This is a genomic window from Bacteroides sp. PHL 2737, assembly GCF_004115325.2.
Classification (GTDB): Bacteria; Bacteroidota; Bacteroidia; order Bacteroidales; family Bacteroidaceae; genus Bacteroides; species Bacteroides hominis.
Genome location: NZ_CP040630.1, coordinates 2,292,579 through 2,311,422 on the forward strand (window position 1 = coordinate 2,292,579; position 18,844 = coordinate 2,311,422).

General features: G+C 44.2%; 13 protein-coding genes. 8 read left to right on the top strand and 5 right to left on the bottom strand.

Features of this window, described 5'->3' with window-relative positions; all coding sequences use genetic code 11:
• Positions 1 to 6: 6 nt before the first annotated feature.
• The 3 genes from DBK98_RS09275 to DBK98_RS09285 all read left to right on the top strand — a co-directional run bounded on the left by DBK98_RS09275 (position 7) and on the right by DBK98_RS09285 (position 4,965).
• Positions 7 to 1,647: a RagB/SusD family nutrient uptake outer membrane protein gene (locus tag DBK98_RS09275; RefSeq protein ID WP_005775803.1), complete on the top strand. Its 1,641-nt coding sequence runs from the start codon at positions 7 to 9 to the stop codon at positions 1,645 to 1,647.
• A gap of 16 nt (positions 1,648 to 1,663) precedes the next feature.
• A complete protein-coding gene (locus tag DBK98_RS09280; RefSeq protein WP_005809968.1) occupies positions 1,664 to 3,229 on the top strand; it encodes an arylsulfatase in 1,566 nt (521 codons plus the stop codon).
• A 176-nt stretch (positions 3,230 to 3,405) separates the two neighbouring features.
• Positions 3,406 to 4,965: an arylsulfatase gene (locus DBK98_RS09285; protein WP_022012999.1), complete on the top strand. Its 1,560-nt coding sequence runs from the start codon at positions 3,406 to 3,408 to the stop codon at positions 4,963 to 4,965.
• A 93-nt stretch (positions 4,966 to 5,058) separates the two neighbouring features.
• On the opposite strand, the gene DBK98_RS09290 is transcribed toward DBK98_RS09285, so the two are convergent.
• The 5 genes from DBK98_RS09290 to DBK98_RS09310 form a co-directional block, all read right to left on the bottom strand.
• Complete coding sequence (locus tag DBK98_RS09290) at positions 5,059 to 5,505, bottom strand: hypothetical protein (RefSeq protein WP_005775807.1); 447 nt, start codon at positions 5,503 to 5,505, stop codon at positions 5,059 to 5,061.
• Between the two features lie 64 nt (positions 5,506 to 5,569).
• On the bottom strand, positions 5,570 to 6,670 hold the full coding sequence (locus DBK98_RS09295; RefSeq protein ID WP_005809963.1) for a DUF6340 family protein: 1,101 nt from the start codon (positions 6,668 to 6,670) through the stop codon (positions 5,570 to 5,572).
• A gap of 120 nt (positions 6,671 to 6,790) precedes the next feature.
• Complete coding sequence (secA, locus tag DBK98_RS09300) at positions 6,791 to 10,120, bottom strand: preprotein translocase subunit SecA (protein ID WP_032535671.1); 3,330 nt, start codon at positions 10,118 to 10,120, stop codon at positions 6,791 to 6,793.
• 107 nt (positions 10,121 to 10,227) lie between these two features.
• Positions 10,228 to 11,802 carry an alkaline phosphatase family protein gene (locus DBK98_RS09305; protein WP_032535672.1) on the bottom strand — a complete coding sequence of 525 codons (1,575 nt, stop codon included), beginning with the start codon at positions 11,800 to 11,802 and terminating at the stop codon, positions 10,228 to 10,230.
• Positions 11,799 to 13,025 carry a DUF4105 domain-containing protein gene (locus tag DBK98_RS09310; RefSeq protein WP_005775812.1) on the bottom strand — a complete coding sequence of 409 codons (1,227 nt, stop codon included), beginning with the start codon at positions 13,023 to 13,025 and terminating at the stop codon, positions 11,799 to 11,801. Before DBK98_RS09310 ends, DBK98_RS09305 begins: the two co-directional genes overlap by 4 nt.
• 527 nt (positions 13,026 to 13,552) lie before the next feature.
• On the opposite strand from DBK98_RS09310, the gene DBK98_RS09315 reads away from it, so the two are divergent.
• The 5 genes from DBK98_RS09315 to DBK98_RS09335 are packed head-to-tail and all read left to right on the top strand — an operon-like array spanning position 13,553 to position 18,797.
• Positions 13,553 to 14,284: a type III pantothenate kinase gene (locus tag DBK98_RS09315; protein ID WP_005775814.1), complete on the top strand. Its 732-nt coding sequence runs from the start codon at positions 13,553 to 13,555 to the stop codon at positions 14,282 to 14,284.
• Positions 14,271 to 15,545, top strand: a complete 1,275-nt coding sequence (locus DBK98_RS09320) for a hypothetical protein (RefSeq protein ID WP_005818680.1) — start codon at positions 14,271 to 14,273, stop codon at positions 15,543 to 15,545. The genes DBK98_RS09315 and DBK98_RS09320 overlap by 14 nt, the downstream gene beginning before the upstream one ends.
• A gap of 45 nt (positions 15,546 to 15,590) precedes the next feature.
• Positions 15,591 to 16,916, top strand: a complete 1,326-nt coding sequence (locus DBK98_RS09325) for a hypothetical protein (RefSeq protein ID WP_005775816.1) — start codon at positions 15,591 to 15,593, stop codon at positions 16,914 to 16,916.
• 4 nt (positions 16,917 to 16,920) lie between these two features.
• Positions 16,921 to 17,538 carry an LPS export ABC transporter periplasmic protein LptC gene (lptC, locus tag DBK98_RS09330; RefSeq protein WP_005809955.1) on the top strand — a complete coding sequence of 206 codons (618 nt, stop codon included), beginning with the start codon at positions 16,921 to 16,923 and terminating at the stop codon, positions 17,536 to 17,538.
• Between the two features lie 2 nt (positions 17,539 to 17,540).
• Complete coding sequence (locus DBK98_RS09335; RefSeq protein WP_005809954.1) at positions 17,541 to 18,797, top strand: hemolysin family protein; 1,257 nt, start codon at positions 17,541 to 17,543, stop codon at positions 18,795 to 18,797.
• Positions 18,798 to 18,844 lie beyond the last annotated feature (47 nt).

Below are 18,844 nucleotides of genomic sequence, written 5' to 3' on the forward strand. Positions count from 1 at the left end.
TGTAAGATGAAGAGTTTAAAATATATAGTAGCATTGGCATTGGCGGCAGGACTGTTTCAAGCTTGTGATTTAGAGCGCTATCCACTGACAGACTTGTCTGAAGAGACTTTTTGGAATAGCGAATCGAATGCGGAACTGGCATTGACTTCTCTTTATAGAGGAAGCCTGACAGACGGCGTAGAGTATAACCCTTCGGATTGGTGGTCCTATCACGGAATGATTATGATGGAGCATCTTTCGGATAATGCTTTTGACCGTCGGGGGGAGAATAATCCTTTCTTCAAGATTTCAAGTGGTAATTTGACGGCTGATAATGCATTTATTAAAAGATATTGGGAAACGTCTTATAAGAGAATAGGTTACTGCAATCGTTTTCTTGTTGGCATTCAGAATAGTTCCGAATCGGCAAAAAAGACACGGATGATTGCTGAGGCCCGCTTTTTACGTGCAACCCAGTATTTTTATCTTGCCAGCTACTTCAAGGATGTTCCTTTGGTAGAGAATGTGCTGACGGGTGAAGAAGCCAACAATGTGACAAAGACTTCACAAGCCGATATCCTGAAATGGTGTGTAACCGAATTTACTGCAGCTGCGGCCGATTTGCCCCGTTTCTCCGCCATTCCGGCGGGAGAAGCCGGACGTGCTTGTAAACAGGCGGCCCTTGCTTTTCTCGGACGTACCTGCATGTTGCAGAAAGATTGGAAAAGTGGAGCAAAGGCTTTCCACGATATTATGGAATTGGGAGATAATGCGATAAACGCCAACTATCAGGAGCTGTTTTATCCTTCTACCGGAACTTCGAACAAGGAGAATATTTTCTACATCCAGTATCTGGAAAACTATCTGGGTACCGGTCTGCCGCAGCATGCACTTTCTGCCAAAGACGGGGGCTGGAGCCTGGTCAATCCGGCTGCTGATTTATACGAATCGTATGAATTTAAGGATGGAACTCCTTTCAGCTATGATGATCCGAGATATGACCCGTCTAATTTAGGAAAGGATCGCGATCCGCGTCTGGATTATACAATTTACTATAATGGTGCCATCTTTATGGGTACAGAGTACAAGATGAGTCCTGACTATAGTGCAGCCAAGAAAGAGAAGCTCGATTATACGAGCGAGGCTTCCAGAACCGGCTTTATGATGAGGAAATATTTTGAAGAATCGACACCTATAAACGATGTACAGAGCGCAAACGGACTGACTCCGATTATTCGTTATGCCGAAGTGTTGTTGGGATATCTGGAATGTCTGGTTGAAGATAATCAAACGATCACTCAGGGAACATTGGACGAGACAATCAATGCAGTGAGAGGTCGGGCCAGTGTGAAGATGCCTGTTATTACCGAAGTGAATCCGGCTAAACTTCGTGAGATCGTGCGTCACGAACGTCGCATTGAGTTGGCTATGGAAGGTATTCGCTACTGGGATATCATGCGATGGGGGATTGCACATGAAGTGTTGTCCCAGAAAATATGGGGTGCTCCCTATCCAAATTCAACTCAGTATGCAACAACGACCAAGGAGGTTGATCCGACAGGGAAGTGCCGTTGGTATGTTGGAAAACGTGCTTTCCGCAATCCGACAGATTATACATGGCCGATTCCACAGTCTGAACAGAATATTAATCCTAATTTACGCGACTAATTTAATAGCTTAAGTAATGAGACAATATGTATTATTGGCTTGTCTCTCTCCGGTAGCATGCCTGATGGCTGCTACCGGTCAGAAGGGAGGGAAAGCCCAACAAAAAGTTAACGATCGGAAGCTCCCCAATGTTGTGTTTATCTATGCTGATGACCTCGGCTATGGTGATTTGGAATGTTACGGTGCAAAGAATGTGCAGACACCCCATGTAAATCGTTTGGCAGCTGAGGGGATCCGCTTTAATAATGCCCATGCTACAGCAGCTACAAGTACCCCATCCCGTTATTCCATGCTTACCGGAGAGTATGCCTGGCGTCGTCCGGGCACGGATATTGCGGCAGGCAATGCAGGGATGATTATCCGCCCCGAGCGTTATACGATGGCTGACATGTTTAAAAACGCCGGTTATGCTACTGCTGCTATCGGCAAATGGCATTTAGGATTGGGAGATAAGGATGGGGAACAAGATTGGAATGCTCCGTTGCCGACTGCTTTAGGAGATATCGGTTTTGATTATTCCTATATAATGGCTGCAACCGCTGATCGTGTTCCGTGTGTTTTTATAGAAAATGGTAAGGTGGCTAATTATGATCCCTCTGCTCCGATTGAGGTCAGTTATCGTAAACCGATTGAAGGAGAACCATTGGGAAAGGATCACCCGGAGTTGTTGTTCAATCTGAAGTCAAGCCATGGACATGATATGGCTATTGTCAATGGCATTGGTCGTATCGGATATATGAAAGGGGGAGGCAAGGCCTTGTGGAAAGACGAGAATATTGCTGATTCGATAACTTCACATGCCATAGGTTTCATTCGTGAGCATAAGGACGAGCCGTTCTTTATGTATTTTGCGACGAACGATGTTCATGTCCCTCGTTTTCCGCACGATCGCTTCCGTGGTAAAAATCCGATGGGATTGCGCGGAGATGCAATAGTCCAGTTTGACTGGAGTGTAGGTCAGATTATGGATACGCTTGATAAGCTGGGATTATCAGAAAATACCCTCATTATACTGTCCAGTGATAACGGGCCGGTTGTTGATGATGGCTATCAGGATCGGGCAGAGGAGTTGCTGAACGGGCATAGTCCCGCAGGACCGTTACGTGGTAATAAGTACAGTGCTTTTGAAGGTGGAACCCGTATTCCCGCTATTGTCCGGTGGCCGAAGGGAGCTGCTTCAGCCGAGGTTTCCAATGCTTTAGTTTCACAAATTGATTGGTTTGCTTCTTTGGCTTCATTGGTTGGAGCAGGGCTACCCAAAGGAGCGGCACCTGACAGTTTTAACTTTCTGGATACTTGGTTAGGCAAGAATCAGTCCGATCGTCCATGGGTGATAGAGCAGGCTTCAAATCACACTTTGTCGGTCCGTACCAAAGATTGGAAGTATATTGAGCCGAATGACGGACCTGCCATGATTACCTGGGGACCTAAAATAGAAACCGGTAATTTGAGTACCCCCCAATTATATCATGTAGCAGATGATGTGGCGGAACGGAAGAACGAAGCTTCTTTATATCCGGAGCGGGTTTTTGAGTTGCAGAATATATTAAGGCATGTCCGGATGAAAAATCTGAAACCTTAGAAAACTTCTTGGCAGAAACAGGATGCCGTCTTAATGATAATATCGTTGAGGCGGCATCTTTTTTAGATGTGCTTTATATTTAATTTCATTATTTTCATGACAGAACAAGATTCTTGCCTATCTTTGTACTCAGGCTCCATTGACCTCATCAGAAATTACTCTTGAACAAATTTAATATGACAAACGAAAAAATGAAATTGCTAAACTGTACCTTAGGGGTGGTAGCGGGGGTATCTTTGCCGGCTACTGCTTTGGCCGGCGCGCCGCAGTCTGCACAAGAACAAACAGAAAAACAGCCCAACATTATCCTGATTGTTGCCGATGACTTGGGATACGGAGACTTAAGTTGTTATGGTGCCCATCGAATACAGACTCCGGGCATGGACCGTATAGCCAATGAAGGTATTCGGTTTACACAGGGATTCTGTACCGCAGCTACGTCCACTCCGAGCCGTTATTCGGTCATGACAGGGAAGTATCCCTGGAGCAATGTCGAAGCTAAGATTTTGCCGGGTAATGCCGCGTTGATTATTGATCCACAGAAGATAACATTGCCAAAGCTGATGAAGCAGGCAGGGTATACTACCGGTTCTGTCGGTAAATGGCATATCGGTCTGGGAGACGGGCATGTAGATTGGAATAAGGAGGTACATCCCGGTGCTGCCGAGATCGGTTACGATTATTCATTCATTCAGGCAGCGACGAATGATCGTGTTCCTTGTGTTTTTCTGGAAAATGGAAAAGTGGTCGGGCTGGATCCGAATGACCCTCTTTATGTGGATTATCGGAAAAATTTCCCTGGCGAACCCACCGGTAAAGACAATCCGGAGTTGTTGCGTATGCACCCCAGTGTGGGGCATGCAGGTTCCATCGTGAATGGGGTGCCTCGTATTGGTTTCCAGAAAGGCGGTAAGGCGGCACAGTGGAAAGATGAAGAAATGGCAGGATTATTTCTGGATAAAGCCAAACAATTTGTTGATGAAAACAAGGATAAACCTTTCTTTCTCTATTATGGACTTCATCAACCGCATGTACCTCGTGTGCCTAACGAACGTTTTGTCGGGAAGTCGGGTATGGGGCCTCGTGGCGACGTGATTCTGGAAGCTGATTGGTGTGTAGATCAATTTCTGAAAGAATTGGATAAACTGGGATTGGCAGAGAATACCATCGTGATTCTGACAAGTGACAACGGTCCGGTACTTGATGATGGCTACAAAGATGATGCTGTTGAATTGGTGGGTGATCACCAAATAGCCGGGCCCTTACGCGGGGGTAAAACAAGCATGTTTGATGGGGGAACCCGTATACCATTTATGCTTCGCTGGCCGGCCAGGGTGAAGCCTCAGGTATCAGATGTATTTGTTTGCCAGATGGATCTATTAGCTTCATTTGCTTCACTTCTGGGACAAAGTTATCCTGATAAAGTGGATAGTCAGAATACGATGGATGCTTTTTTAGGTAAGAGTAAAAAGGGTCGTAAAGAGTTAGTGATCGAAGGGATGTTCAATTATGCTTATCGTCAGGGTGACTGGGCACTGATTCCCCCTTATTATAATCCCTATAGTAAAGAAGACGGTGACTTTATCGGTTTAGGCTATGGCTATAAACTCTATAATCTGAAATCGGATATCGGTCAGCAGGAGAATCTGGCAGAGAAGTACCCTAAAAAGTTGGGTGAACTAATCAATCGTTTTGAATACCTGAAGGCGCATTCGGACAAGGTGACAAGGTATTGATTATCCATATGTCCGTCATGAACCCAATCCAAAAGAGGCTATTCGAATTATTCGGATAGCCTCTTTCAGTTATATCACAAGAAGGGGGCGGAACTATTTTTCCAATAAGTTTTTCAGAAAATCGTCCAGTTCTTTATCCAGCCCTTTCAGAAGTTCATCATTTACTAACAGTGTATCATCGTCTACAAGCAAAAGGTCGGAGATCGTCTCTTTATCTTCGTCTACCAATACGAAAGAATAAGGTTTAAGGATAGTCAACTTATCGAAACTTCCACCTTCTTTCATACGGCAGAGCATGGTGCGGAAGATTCTTTCAGCATCTTCGTAAAAGTCATCTCCCTCGTAGGCTGTCCATTCATCAATGGTTACACTGGATAATTCTTCATCTTCATCATCATAGATGAAGAGCTCACCGGAATTTTGGTTCGGTTGAATATGGATATCTGTGACGATGGTCTGTTCGCATCCACAGGTATATTTGTTAATTGCTTTTTGAATCGCAGATTCGATAATGGCTTGTGACTGCTGACTAAGTTTCATATCTTTTAGCTCTTTTTATTTAGCTCAAAGGTATAAAAAAAATAAGAACCCTTGCATGATTTCTTTAAAAATCATCATTAAATCTACTCATTTGGCCTTTAAGTTTGCCTAATCCCTCGGCCCTTTCCTTCAATTCGTTCACATAAAGGCTGGTCAGGTAGTAGTTGGGAATTCTGCTAAAGTCTATATCACTGCTCTTCAGTGAATCGATTTTATCTATTTTACGTGCAAATTCCTGTGCTTTGATAGCCCATTTCTCTGCTTCTTCCACACTATCTTTCATTTCGTGGTATAGGGCCAGATTGAAAGCTGCACGCATTTTCTTTTTGTTATTTTTAGTTGCTTCGAAAGCTTGTTCCCAAAGTTTTGATGCTTTGTCCCATTCATTTTCTTTCACATAGACGGCTGCGTCGCGCATTGCTACCGAGCCACTGATGAAGTAATAACGATAGGCTGTTTTCCAGTACGGCAGTATCTTGCTTACCGGAATGCTACCGGCAAACTCAGAGGATTCGCGAATCATTTGTTTGTCATCCGGGAGACGTGAGCGGACAAACGCTTCGGTATTTCCGTACTCTTCCCAAAAAATGCTGTCGTTGCTGTTGATCGTTACCATCGGGCTTTTCCGTCCCGGAAGATAAATCTTCACCGTAGGATAGATTTTAGTATCTAATGTACCATAATAAGTGTTCCATTCGGGAATATAACTGAAAACACGTGTTGATTTCATTTGCAAGTTTTCAAGTGAAATGATGAAATCAACACCTAAAGTCTGTGTCAAGGTCCGGACCTCTTCTTGGCTGAGGGTTGATTCACGAGGTCTGAAGTCCCGTGCGCGCAGAGCCGAATCACAAATAACGACTTCGTTAAAATAATTCTGCTCAGCTATGGCTTTGGCCAGTGCCTCGGTAGTGAGCACGGGCTGGCCGTCGTGATAGGATACTGCCCGGCTGAGTTCATTTTTATCTTTTATTTTATTTTCTTTGGGAGGTAAGGTATTATCAGGTGTGGCACTGACATTATTTACGATTGCCACCCGTTTCAACTCGTTAGGAAAACTGATTTCCGCAGGGAGCATATAATCAATGGAAAGTTGCTCAACAGTCTGGCAGGAACTGAAAGACACAAGGAGCAATACGAACAGAATATACGGATATTTTGTCATAGCCTGTTTTTTTACTTTTCTGAAAGAACAAAAATACGATTTTGATTGAATATAGAAAAGCCTCGAACAGTTTTTAACCGTTCAAGGCTTTTATTAAGGAGTTACGGGTTCTTTATATACTTAACTGTTCCGTCCGTGACAATTTTTATATTTTTTTCCGCTTCCACATGGGCAGGGATCATTGCGTCCTACTGTTTTTTCGGCACGGATGGGTTCACGTTTCACGGCTTCGCGAGTATCCTGCTGGGCAGCGGCCTGCTGATTCGGATCATTCAGGTCTTGTTTTTGTTCGCGATATTTGCTCATGTCCTGGCGTTGTTCAGGAGCTGCCTGACGTACTTCTACGCGTCTGGCCGCTTCTTGCTGTTCTTCTGTAGGCTCGGCTACGGGAATCTGGCCGCGCATCAGGATAGACACCGTCTGGTTATTGATCTTGTTTACCATGTTGTCAAACAGAGTCACAGATTCCAGTTTGTAGATCAACAGCGGGTCTTTCTGTTCATAACTTGCATTCTGTACCGAGTGTTTCAGTTCATCCAGTTCGCGTAAGTTTTCTTTCCAGGATTCGTCAATGACATGAAGAAGAATTGATTTTTCAAATGATTTCACTACTTCTTTCGATTCACTTTCGTAAGCTGCTTTCAGGTTGCAAGAGATGTTGTACATGCGTTTTCCGTCTGTAATCGGAATCAGGATGTTTTCGTACATGTGCCCTTGATTTTCGTACACCTGTTTGATGACAGGGTTGGCTATTTGTGCCAGACGTTCTGTCTTGCGCTTGAAGTTAGCCATTGCCACATCGAATGTTTTGTCTGCCAGCTTGTCCTTTTTCTCGTTGCGGAACTCTTCTTCTGTGAAAGGAATCTCCATTGCGAGTGTTTGGAGCAAGTCCAGCTTACATTCTTCGTAGTCTGCATTGTTCTCGATAGCAGCGGCACAACGGTCCCAAATCATATTAACGATATCCATTCCGATACGTTCACCCATCAGCGCGTGGCGGCGTTTGGTATAAACAACCGTACGTTGCTTATTCATTACATCGTCATACTCCAACAGACGTTTACGGATACCGAAGTTGTTTTCTTCTACCTTTTTCTGTGCACGCTCGATGGAGTTGGAGATCATCTTGTGCTCGATCATCTCACCTTCCTGGAATCCCAGTTTATCCATTACGCTGGCGATACGGTCGGAAGAGAAGAGGCGCATCAGGTCGTCCTCGAGTGAGACGAAGAAGACAGATGAACCCGGGTCACCCTGACGTCCTGCACGTCCGCGCAACTGACGGTCTACACGACGTGACTCGTGGCGTTCGGTACCGATGATTGCCAAACCGCCTGCTGCTTTTACTTCAGGACTCAGCTTGATGTCCGTACCACGACCGGCCATGTTTGTAGCAATGGTTACCGTACCGCTTAAACCTGCTTTAGCAACGATGTCTGCCTCCTTCTGGTGAAGTTTCGCATTCAATACGTTGTGTTCGATCTTGCGCATGGTCAGCATCTTGCTCAGCATCTCGGAGATTTCTACCGAAGTAGTACCCACCAATACCGGGCGTCCTGCTTGTACCAGTTGTTCTATTTCTTCGATTACGGCTTTATACTTTTCGCGTTTTGTTTTATAAACGCGGTCATTCATGTCTTTGCGGGCAATCGGTCGATTGGTCGGAATCACGACTACATCCAGTTTGTAAATGTCCCACAACTCACCGGCTTCTGTTTCGGCCGTACCGGTCATACCCGAGAGTTTATGATACATACGGAAGTAGTTCTGCAGAGTGATGGTGGCAAAAGTTTGTGTGGCAGCTTCTACTTTCACACCTTCCTTCGCTTCGATGGCTTGATGCAATCCGTCTGAGTAACGGCGGCCTTCCATGATACGTCCTGTTTGTTCGTCAACGATCTTCACCTGTCCGTCGATTACCACATACTCATCATCCTTTTCGAACATGGTGTATGCCTTCAGCAACTGGTTGATGGTGTGTACGCGTTCTGACTTGATGGCATAGTTGGTCAGCAAGGCATCTTTCTTTTCAAGCTTTTGTTCGTCGCTCAATCCATGTTCGTTTTCCAATTCCGAAAGTTGGGCGGCTATGTCCGGCAATACGAATAAAGTCGGATCTTCCGAGTTACCGGTGATCAGGTCTACACCTTTATCTGTCAGATCTACGCTGTTCAACTTTTCGTCAATCACGAAGTACAATGGATCTGTTGCTTCATGCATGCGTTTGTTGTTTTGCTCCATGTAGATCTCTTCCGTTTTCAGCATACCGGCTTTGATTCCCTGTTCACTGAGGAATTTGATCAATGCCTTATTTTTAGGCAGTGCTTTGTGGCTGCGGAACAGAGCGAGAAATCCTTCTTCCACCTCTTTCTTATCATTCGAGTTGATAAGTCTCTTAGCCTCCGATAAGTATTTAGTTGCTAACTCTTTCTGTTTCTCCACAAGGCGTTCTACCAATGGGCGGAGTTGCTCAAAGAGCTGGTCTTCGCCTTTGGGCACGGGACCTGAAATAATCAACGGAGTACGGGCATCGTCAATCAATACTGAGTCCACCTCGTCGACGATGGCATAGTTGTGCTGGCGCTGTACAAGGTCTTTCGGGCTGATAGCCATATTATCACGCAGATAGTCGAAACCGAATTCATTGTTCGTTCCGAAAGTGATGTCTGCCAAATAAGCCTGGCGGCGTGCGTCAGAGTTGGGTTGGTGACGGTCGATGCAGTCCACGCTGAGTCCGTGGAACATATAAAGCGGTCCCATCCATTCGGAGTCACGTTTAGCCAGATAGTCGTTCACGGTTACTACATGTACGCCGTTTCCGGTCAGGGCATTCAGGAATACGGGAAGCGTAGCTACAAGAGTCTTACCTTCACCGGTTGCCATTTCGGCAATTTTCCCTTTGTGCAGTACTACACCGCCAAACAACTGTACGTCGTAGTGAACCATGTTCCATACCGTGTCATTTCCACCGGCATTCCAATGATTCTGCCAGATGGCTTTATCACCTTCGATGCGTACGAAGTCTTTGGTAGCCGCCAGGGAGCGGTCGAAATCTGTAGCTGTAACTACTATTTCTTCGTTTTCAGAGAAACGTTTGGCAGATTCTTTTACGATGGAGAAAGCTACCGGCAATACTTCGTCAAGTGCTTTTTCGTATATCTCTAATATTTCTTTTTCAATTTTGTCGATCTGAGCGAATACTTCTTCGCGGTCTTCCAGTTCCACGCTTTCGATGCCTGCTCTGAGTTCGTCAGCTTTAGCACGTTCTTTGCTTGCCGAGTTGCGGATGTATTCTTTAAGTTCCTCTGTTTTTGCACGGAGGCTGTCATTGTCAAGCTTAGCAACCTCTGGGTAAGCGGCTTTGATCTTGTCTACCCAGGGTTGAATTTCTTTCATGTCTCGTGTGGATTTGTTTCCGAAAATCGAGCTTAAAAATTCATTAAATCCCATTATCTATTATTTATGTTTATTATTTACTAAATTGATTTAACTGCGCAAAGTTACATTAAAATGCTGATTTATTTGCGCTTTGCACACTGTTTTTTGTGTGGAAAGTATCACCGGATGTCGGTAATCGGAGTTGCAGTGCATGCGTTCGGGGCCCGTATTCTCAGGATGTGAGCTACGGTAGGAGCTATGTGGTCGATGGTTACGGGCGTGTTGATTACGGCCGGTTTTACGCCACTGCCCAGAAAAATAAGCGGAGACGGAATATGTGCTTTCCGGACCACTTTATGGTCGGATGTATTTTCATTGACGATGGTCCAGCCCGGCAATACGTCGATCAACAGATCGCCCGAGCGTTTACGGTGGAAACCATTCCGTATCATTGAGATGTCCGGTGTCCAGGCCCCCAATAACAGGCGTTTACCCGAATAAACCTCGTTTACACCACTAAACTGGATCAGGAATTCAGCGGCTTTTTCCTGAATATCTGCCAAATCCAGCTGTTTTTCTTCTATCAGTTTATGGTTGAGATAAATTTGCTGGTCGTAGTAGGCTTCCACGTATTGTCCCTGACCGTAAGTAGCCATCAGATACATGTTCAACAGGGCCGCACAACGGTTCAGGTGAAACTCTCCGGTCGGAACCCGGTAGAGTCCCCGGTCTGCCGATTCAGTATCGGTGTATCCGGTGGAAGTGATAAAGAAGACAACGTTCTGTAAGCCTACTTTCTTGTCGATGATATCCAGCAAAGAAGCAATGCTGCGGTCGAGGCGAACGTAGGTATCCTGCATTTCCATAGCGCATTCCTGTACACTCTTGTGGGCATAATTGCCGGCGTAATAGGTGAGTGAGAGCATGTCGGGAGTATTGTCTTTTCCCATTGTGCTCTTGTCCAGCAGCTCCTCGGTCAGCAAGTTAACTTCATCGTTGATAAAAGGGCTTGTAATCAGCCGTTTGTATTTATTGATGCGGTCATCGTCAAATTTATATTTAAAGGCTGCGTCCCTCCATTCGGGTAGGAATGTGTAATTTTGCATGGGGTGGACAGGAGTCCACGTCATATCGGCAATGCGGAAGTCTACGGCATTCCGATCGTTATATTGGCTCATCCACCATGGGAATTCACTATAATAAGTTGTTCCGCACCATTTGCCGGTAGTATTGTTGAGCCAGAATGCGCCATTTCCGGCATGTCCGGCTGCAAGAATGGCAGCGTCACGGAAGGGGGCGATGGCATATACTAATCCCTCGTTGCGGGTAGCTATTTTGAGCTCATCGGCAATTGTTGAGGTCAGGAGATGTGAAGGAGAAGAGCTTTCATTCGTGTAATTACCCATGAATGAAGGATCGTCTACACAACTCACGGTGCGCAGGATCGATACATCCATCCAGCGTTTACCGATGATTCCGTTGACCGAAGGAGTGGTGCCTGTATAAATGGCTGCGATGGCCGATGCACGGTCTGTGCCACAGAAAGTATATTCGGCATTCCGGAATACGCGTCCTTCTTTCCAAAGCCTCCTGAAGCCTTTGTCGCCATACAAAGTTGAAAAAGCTTCGAGATAGTCCGTACGTAACTGGTCGATTGTAAGTCCCACCACTAATTTCGGAGTAGTGGGAAGTGGCTGGGCTTGCAGCCCGGTAAAAGTAAGTACGGTCAGTATGGAGGTTAATAGTCCTTTCATTTAGCTTTTTTGTATGTCAGTATAAGGTTGCTTGCAGAACGTATCAGCAAACTGAGTGCCAAAGGTAATACTGCTAAGTCGAAATTTTGTGGTATTACAGGGAAAAACGCTATAAAAAGTGTTAAAACCATGCAATTCAGCAGATGATACCTACTTTTGCGCTGCTTCCGTTCATCGTTTATGAAGAAAGGGAGGCAGAGCAGATGTCCCGGGTGAAAGACAAATAACAAGTAATTCGCCCCCACCGTGGGATGCTCGGAGAAAAGAGCAAGGAAAGCAATAATGCATCCTGCGATACCTGCTGCGGCGAATACTGCTATATCCAGTCCCCAAAGACTTTTCTTTTTTCGCAGGCCATAGACCGTAGCTATGCCGATGCCGATAAAAAATAGAAGAGATAGGCGGATGGGGGTAAGTGTATCCCAGATGTCACTTTCTGCAGGTGCGGATACGTCCGGTTCGCAGTCGATAATTTTTTGAGTGGCGGTCACTAACGGTCTGTTTTCGGATGCGTTAACGATGCGCGCTTTGTCAAAAGCATCCATCAGATAGAATGGTGAGAACATCATTTGTCTTTCGCTGATGGGGCGGTCGGCCTGGCTGCCGATGCAGAAGTCGATTCCGAATTGTGCCCAGGGGTGTCCTTTCGTGTATTGGTGAACAATATCTCGATAAGATTTAGTCTCGTTATTTTCGGTATATGTATTGCTGAAGAGCAGTTGGCTGCCACTTTTTTGCAGGCTCTCTTCCACTTTGTCCCGTGGTCGGGTAGCACAATTATCGTAGAAAAAATTATAGCGGTATATCCGGTTTTCCGGGCGGTAATTTTCTTCCAGAAGGGTGATTAACTGTTGTTGTTCTTCGGCTGTCAGATTGAGCGTCTGCTGCCATACACTGCGTCCGAAGTATTCATATTCGACGGCAAAATGACGGTAATCTTCCACTCCCAACCGGTAGTCGGCATTGCCGAGTGCAAAACGTAGCGTAAAGTTAGGGGTGTTGAAACTGAACAGGCCGTAGTTGTACACCCTATCGATACCCCGTGCCGGTTCTTCATAGCGGATGGCAGTATGTCCGAATAACGAATAGATTTCTTCCCCCGGAGCGCACGTCAGCAGGCTGATTCGGACAGAATCAGGCGAGGATGGACTCTCTGTTCCCCATGTCAGGATGGTGAAGAAAGAAAAAAATATCAGGAGCAAATGTCGCAACTTTGAGTTCATGTGGCAAAGATACTGCTTTTGCGGGATAAAATACTCGATTAAGTGAATAAATCTGTCACTTTTTCCCGACCGCCGGGCTGTTTGTGTCGGAGCGCCGGGCTACAGATTGCGGAGCGCCGGGCTGCATACATCCGACCGCCGGGCTACGGGGCCGGAGCGCCGGGCTACAAATCTTTTTGTGATAAGTTTACCGGGGATGGCATCGGCAGCGGCGGTATCTTGTTTCTTCTGTTATTGTTATGTTCTGTATTGTATTGTTCTGTATTGTATTGTAGGTTTTTCTGGGTTTTTATACATACGTAAGGCGTTGCTAATCAATGGTGAAAACTGGATGTTTGGTTTTGGGTTTTCTGTCTTCCTTTTCGTGTGCTTTTTCAGGCGGGTTTTCTGTTTTAAAACGTGTTTCTTCGATAGCTCGTCAAGTCGTCTTTTGGGGGCTTTTCTTTGCCTCCCAATGCTTTTTATTTCTTATTTCAGTATGCAAATAAATTTTATCCCTTATCTTTGCACCCTCAAACAGAGAGAAAGTGAACTTAATTATCGATATTGGAAATACAGTAGCCAAGGTAGCGCTTTTCGACCAAACTTCTATGGTAGAAGTTGTTTACGATTCTAATCAATCTCTGGATTGTTTAGAGGCAGTTTGCAGCAAATATAATGTTCGAAAAGCAATTGTTGCCACTGTTATAGACTTAAACGAATGTGTGTTGGCTCAGTTGGGTAAGCTCCCTGTACCCATTTTATGGTTGAATTGCAATACGCCGCTTCCGGTAACGAATCTGTATGAAACACCTGAAACTCTCGGCTATGACCGGATGGCTGCTGTTGTAGCGGCCAACGATCAGTTTCCCGGTAAAGACATTCTGGTGATTGATGCGGGTACATGTATCACTTATGAATTTATTGACTCTTTGGGGCAATATCATGGTGGAAATATTTCGCCCGGATTATGGATGCGTCTCAAAGCGCTTCATCAGTTCACCGGGCGTTTGCCTTTGATCAATGCGGAAGGACGCCTGCCGGATATGGGAAAAGATACTGAAACAGCCATTCGTTCCGGAGTGAAAAAAGGGATAGAATACGAAATTGCAGGGTATATTACGGCTATGAAGCATAAATATCCTGAACTTTTGGTTTTTTTAACGGGCGGAGATGATTTTTCTTTTGATACGAAATTAAAAAGTGTCATCTTTGCAGATAGATTTTTAGTGTTGAAAGGATTAAATAGAATATTAAACTATAATAATGGTAGGATATAAACAGACACTTTGTGCGCTTCTGCTCACGATATTATTACCCGGAGTGGCAATCGCTCAAAATAATACAAACTCTCCTTATACACGATATGGTTATGGTCAGTTGGCTGATCAGGCATTTGCAAATAGTAAAGCAATGGGAGGGATTGCTTATGGGTTGCGCAATGGATCACATATTAATCCGTTAAATCCTGCTTCTTACACAGCGATTGATTCGTTGACTTTTCTTTTCGACGGAGGGTTTTCGATGCAAAATACCAACTTCAGTAGTGAAGGAACAAAGCTGAATGCGAAAAATTCAAGTTTTGACTACATCGCCATGCAGTTCCGTTTGCAAAAATGGATAGCCATGAGTATTGGTTTGTTGCCTTATTCGAGTGTCGGCTATAGCATGGCAAAAGCAGATAAAGACGTTGCGTCGGAAGATGCGCAGAATGTGACTACATTTTCCGGAGACGGCGGGTTGCATCAGCTTTATGTAGGTTTTGGAGTGAAAGTGCTTAAAAATTTGTCTGTCGGTGCGAATGTGTCTTACTTTTGGGGTGAAATAACACGTACGGCACGCATTGCTTTCCCGAATAATGAAAATGCTTTTGCTTTTCAAAATGTTGATTATTTGTCCGTTCGCGACTATAAATTGGATTTTGGGGCACAGTATACACAACAGTTTGGCAGAAAACATGCTGTTACTTTAGGAGTTGTGTTCTCACCTAAAAAAGATTTGCATAATGAAGCTTATGTGCAAAGGGCAACACTTACCAATTCCAATAGTAACCAGACAGTTGCTGTGAGCACTATCGATACGGTGGCCACCTATGGGACACCAAACAGTTTTGGAGTGGGACTCACCTACGAATATGACAAACGTCTGATCATTGGTGCAGATTTTAATTTGCAGAAATGGGGAGATGTAACCTATATGAATCAACCTAACGCCTTTTGCGATGCAATGAAAATTTCAGTAGGTGCCGAATATATGCCGAATCGTTTTTCACGCAGTTATCTGGCACATATTAAATATCGTGTTGGCGGATATTATTCGGAACCCTACTATAAGATAGGGGGAGAGAGAGCTTCTCGTGAGTATGGAGTGACAGCCGGTTTGGGGTTACCGCTTCCGGGGTCACGTTCGCTAATCAATGTTTCAGCCCAATACATTAAAGTACACGGACTGAGAGCTGGTATGGTAGATGAAAATACATTGCGGTTGAGTCTTGGAATTACCTTTAATGAAGGCTGGTTCTTCAAACGTAAAGTAAAATAACAGAAAGAATAGACGGTATTATATAACAACTAAAATTTAGATACAATGAAAATTAAAACGCTTGTGGCTGTGTTGTTTCTTTCGGCGGGAGCAACAACTGTGGTAGCACAGGACGACGCTAATTGTAATTCGAACAGTAGTATTTCTCACGAAGCGGTGAAAGCAGGCAACTTTAAAGATGCCTATACTCCGTGGAAAGCTGTTTTGGAGAACTGTCCGACTCTTCGTTTCTATACCTTCACAGACGGTTATAAAATTCTGAAAGGGTTGCTGGGACAGATCAAAGACAGAAATTCTGCTGAATACAAACAGTATTTTGACGAGTTGATGAATACCCATGATCTTCGTATGAAGTATACTCAGGAATTTTTGGGAAAAGGTGTGAAAGTATCATCAGAGGACGAAGCTTTGGGAATCAAGGCTGTTGATTATATTGCCTTTGCTCCTAAAATGGATGTAAACCAAGCTTATGAGTGGCTGAAAAAGTCGGTAGATGCTGTAAAAGGTGAATCTTCGGGAGCTACTATATTCTACTTCCTGCAGATGTCACATGATAAACTGAAAACAGATCCTGCCCACAAAGAACAGTTTATTCAGGATTACCTGAGTGCATCCGAATATGTGGACGCTGCCATAGCTGCTGCTGATAAAGAGAGTACAAAGAAAGCGCTTACTGGTATCAAAGACAATCTGGTAGCTCTGTTCATCAATAGCGGTACAGCCGATTGTGAATCACTGCAAGCAATCTATGCTCCCAAAGTAGAAGCTAATCAGACAGATCTGGCTTATTTAAAGAAAGTTATCGACATTATGAAGATGATGAAATGTACAGATAGTGAAGCCTATCAACAAGCTTCATTCTATGTGTATAAAATAGAGCCTTCAGCTGAAGCTGCTACAGGATGTGCCTACCAAGCTTATAAGAAGGGGGATATTGAAACTTCTGTGAAGTTCTTTGATGAAGCGATTAATCTGGAAACGGATAATGCGAAGAAAGCGGAAAAAGCTTATGCTGCTGCCAGTGTTTTAACTACTGCTAAGAAGTTATCTCAGGCAAGATCATATGCTCAGAAAGCAATCAGTTTCAATGAAAACTACGGTGCTCCTTATATCCTTATTGCTAACCTGTATGCAATGAGTCCGAACTGGAGTGATGAATCAGCATTGAATAAGTGTACTTATTTTGTGGTTATTGATAAGTTGCAGAAAGCTAAATCTGTAGATCCGAGTGTTGCAGAAGAGGCTAACAAAATGATCGGTAGATATTCCGCTTATACTCCGCAGGCTAAAGACTTGTTCATGTTGGGTTACAAAGCTGGTGACCGCATCACTATCGGTGGCTGGATTGGAGAGACTACAACGATCAGATAAATTTATGTTGCGACAACAAAGTAACAGTTTATTAAATAAAAGTTTGAGCATAACAATTGTCTTCGGGGCAATTGTTATGCTTCTTTTATTTTCTTCCTGTGGCGGAAGAAATAAGGCAATGGCCGATGCCATTACCGAACGGGATTCCCTGCCTGTCATGGACACGCGAGGGGTGACGACTCTTATATCCGATTCCGGAGTTACGCGTTATCGGGTCAATACTGAAGAGTGGCTGATTTTTGACAAGAAGAAACCCTCGTATTGGGCCTTTGAGAAAGGAATTTATTTGGAGCAGTTCGACTCCTTGTTTCATGTAGATGCAAGTATAAAGGCAGATACGGCTTATTATTACGACCGTGACCGGCTTTGGAAGCTTATTGGGAATGTAGACATTAAAAGTCTGAAAGGAGATCATGTCAGTACCGAATTATTATACTGGAATGAAGCCACCAAGAAAGTATATACCGACAAATTTGTCCAGATGGAGCAGCCCGATCAGGTGATAACCGGATATGGTTTTGAGTCGGATGACCGATTTCTGAAGCCGGTTGTTCACAATATTGCCGGTATATTTTATGTTGACCAAGATGCCGAAAAGGCAAAAACAGATTCTGTAAATTAGTTATGAGTATCATTATTTACCTGTTGATAACCATGGCATTCTCCGCCTTCTTTTCCGGTATGGAGATTGCTTTTGTTTCGGTAGACAAACTTCGTTTTGAAATGGATCGGAAAGGGGGAGTGTCGTCTCGTATTCTTTCGCTTTTCTTCCGGAACCCGAATGATTTTATTTCTACCATGTTGGTCGGGAATAACATTGCTTTGGTTATCTATGGTATATTGATGGCACAGATTATCGGTGATAATTTGCTGGCCGGGTGGATTACCAATCATTTTGTGATGGTATTGATACAGACCGTTATTTCTACATTGATTATTCTGGTAACAGGAGAGTTCTTGCCAAAAACGCTTTTTAAGATCAATCCGAATCTGGTTCTGAACGTATGTGCGCTTCCTCTTTTTATCTGTTATATCATTCTTTATCCGATATCCAAATTCTCGTCGGGAGTTTCTTATCTTTTCCTTCGCCTGTTCGGGATGAAAGTGAATAAGGAGGCTTCGGCAAAAGCTTTTGGAAAAGTAGACCTCGATTATTTTGTCCAGTCGAGTATAGATAATGCCGAAAGCGAAGAGACCCTGGATACAGAAGTGAAAATCTTTCAGAATGCTCTTGATTTTTCGACGGTTAAAATACGAGATTGCATTGTTCCCCGTACGGAAGTAGTAGCCGTTGCATTGGATACCTCGCTTGAGGAACTTAAAAACCGGTTTGTGGAATCCGGAATATCAAAAATAATTGTTTATGACGGAAACATAGACAATGTCGTGGGATACATTCATTCGTCGGAAATGTTCCGTAACCCGAAAGACTGGCGCGACCATGTGAAAGAGGTACCTATTGTGCCCGAAACAATGGCTGCCCATAAGCTGATGAAACTGTTTATGCAGCAAAAGAAGACTATTGCCGTAGTAGTGGATGAGTTCGGAGGAACTTCGGGCATTGTCAGTCTGGAAGATCTTGTTGAAGAAATTTTTGGTGACATAGAGGATGAACATGACAATACTTCCTATATCTGCAAGCAAATCGGAGAGCATGAATATGTGCTCTCGGCCCGTCTTGAAATAGAGAAAGTAAATGAAACTTTCGATTTGGACCTCCCGGAGTCCGATGACTATCTGACAGTGGGAGGATTAATCTTGAATCAGTATCAGAGTTTCCCAAAATTGCACGAATTGGTATCCGTGGGTAAATATCAGTTTAAAATAATTAAGGTTACAGCAACGAAAATCGAACTTGTTCGGCTGAAAGTGATGGAATAATGATCGATAACTGTAATTTTTTAGCTAATAAATAGATGCATATTAGC

What these genes read in the sequence shown, in the direction of transcription:
- DBK98_RS09275 (WP_005775803.1), top strand. Translation starts at nt 7, where the DNA reads ATGAAGAGTTTAAAATATATAGTAGCATTGGCATTGGCGGCAGGACTG.
- DBK98_RS09280 (WP_005809968.1), top strand. Translation starts at nt 1,664, where the DNA reads ATGAGACAATATGTATTATTGGCTTGTCTCTCTCCGGTAGCATGCCTG.
- DBK98_RS09285 (WP_022012999.1), top strand. Translation starts at nt 3,406, where the DNA reads ATGACAAACGAAAAAATGAAATTGCTAAACTGTACCTTAGGGGTGGTA.
- DBK98_RS09290 (WP_005775807.1), bottom strand. Translation starts at nt 5,505, where the DNA reads ATGAAACTTAGTCAGCAGTCACAAGCCATTATCGAATCTGCGATTCAA.
- DBK98_RS09295 (WP_005809963.1), bottom strand. Translation starts at nt 6,670, where the DNA reads ATGACAAAATATCCGTATATTCTGTTCGTATTGCTCCTTGTGTCTTTC.
- secA (WP_032535671.1), bottom strand. Translation starts at nt 10,120, where the DNA reads ATGGGATTTAATGAATTTTTAAGCTCGATTTTCGGAAACAAATCCACA.
- DBK98_RS09305 (WP_032535672.1), bottom strand. Translation starts at nt 11,802, where the DNA reads ATGAAAGGACTATTAACCTCCATACTGACCGTACTTACTTTTACCGGG.
- DBK98_RS09310 (WP_005775812.1), bottom strand. Translation starts at nt 13,025, where the DNA reads ATGAACTCAAAGTTGCGACATTTGCTCCTGATATTTTTTTCTTTCTTC.
- DBK98_RS09320 (WP_005818680.1), top strand. Translation starts at nt 14,271, where the DNA reads ATGGTAGGATATAAACAGACACTTTGTGCGCTTCTGCTCACGATATTA.
- DBK98_RS09325 (WP_005775816.1), top strand. Translation starts at nt 15,591, where the DNA reads ATGAAAATTAAAACGCTTGTGGCTGTGTTGTTTCTTTCGGCGGGAGCA.
- lptC (WP_005809955.1), top strand. Translation starts at nt 16,921, where the DNA reads ATGTTGCGACAACAAAGTAACAGTTTATTAAATAAAAGTTTGAGCATA.
- DBK98_RS09335 (WP_005809954.1), top strand. Translation starts at nt 17,541, where the DNA reads ATGAGTATCATTATTTACCTGTTGATAACCATGGCATTCTCCGCCTTC.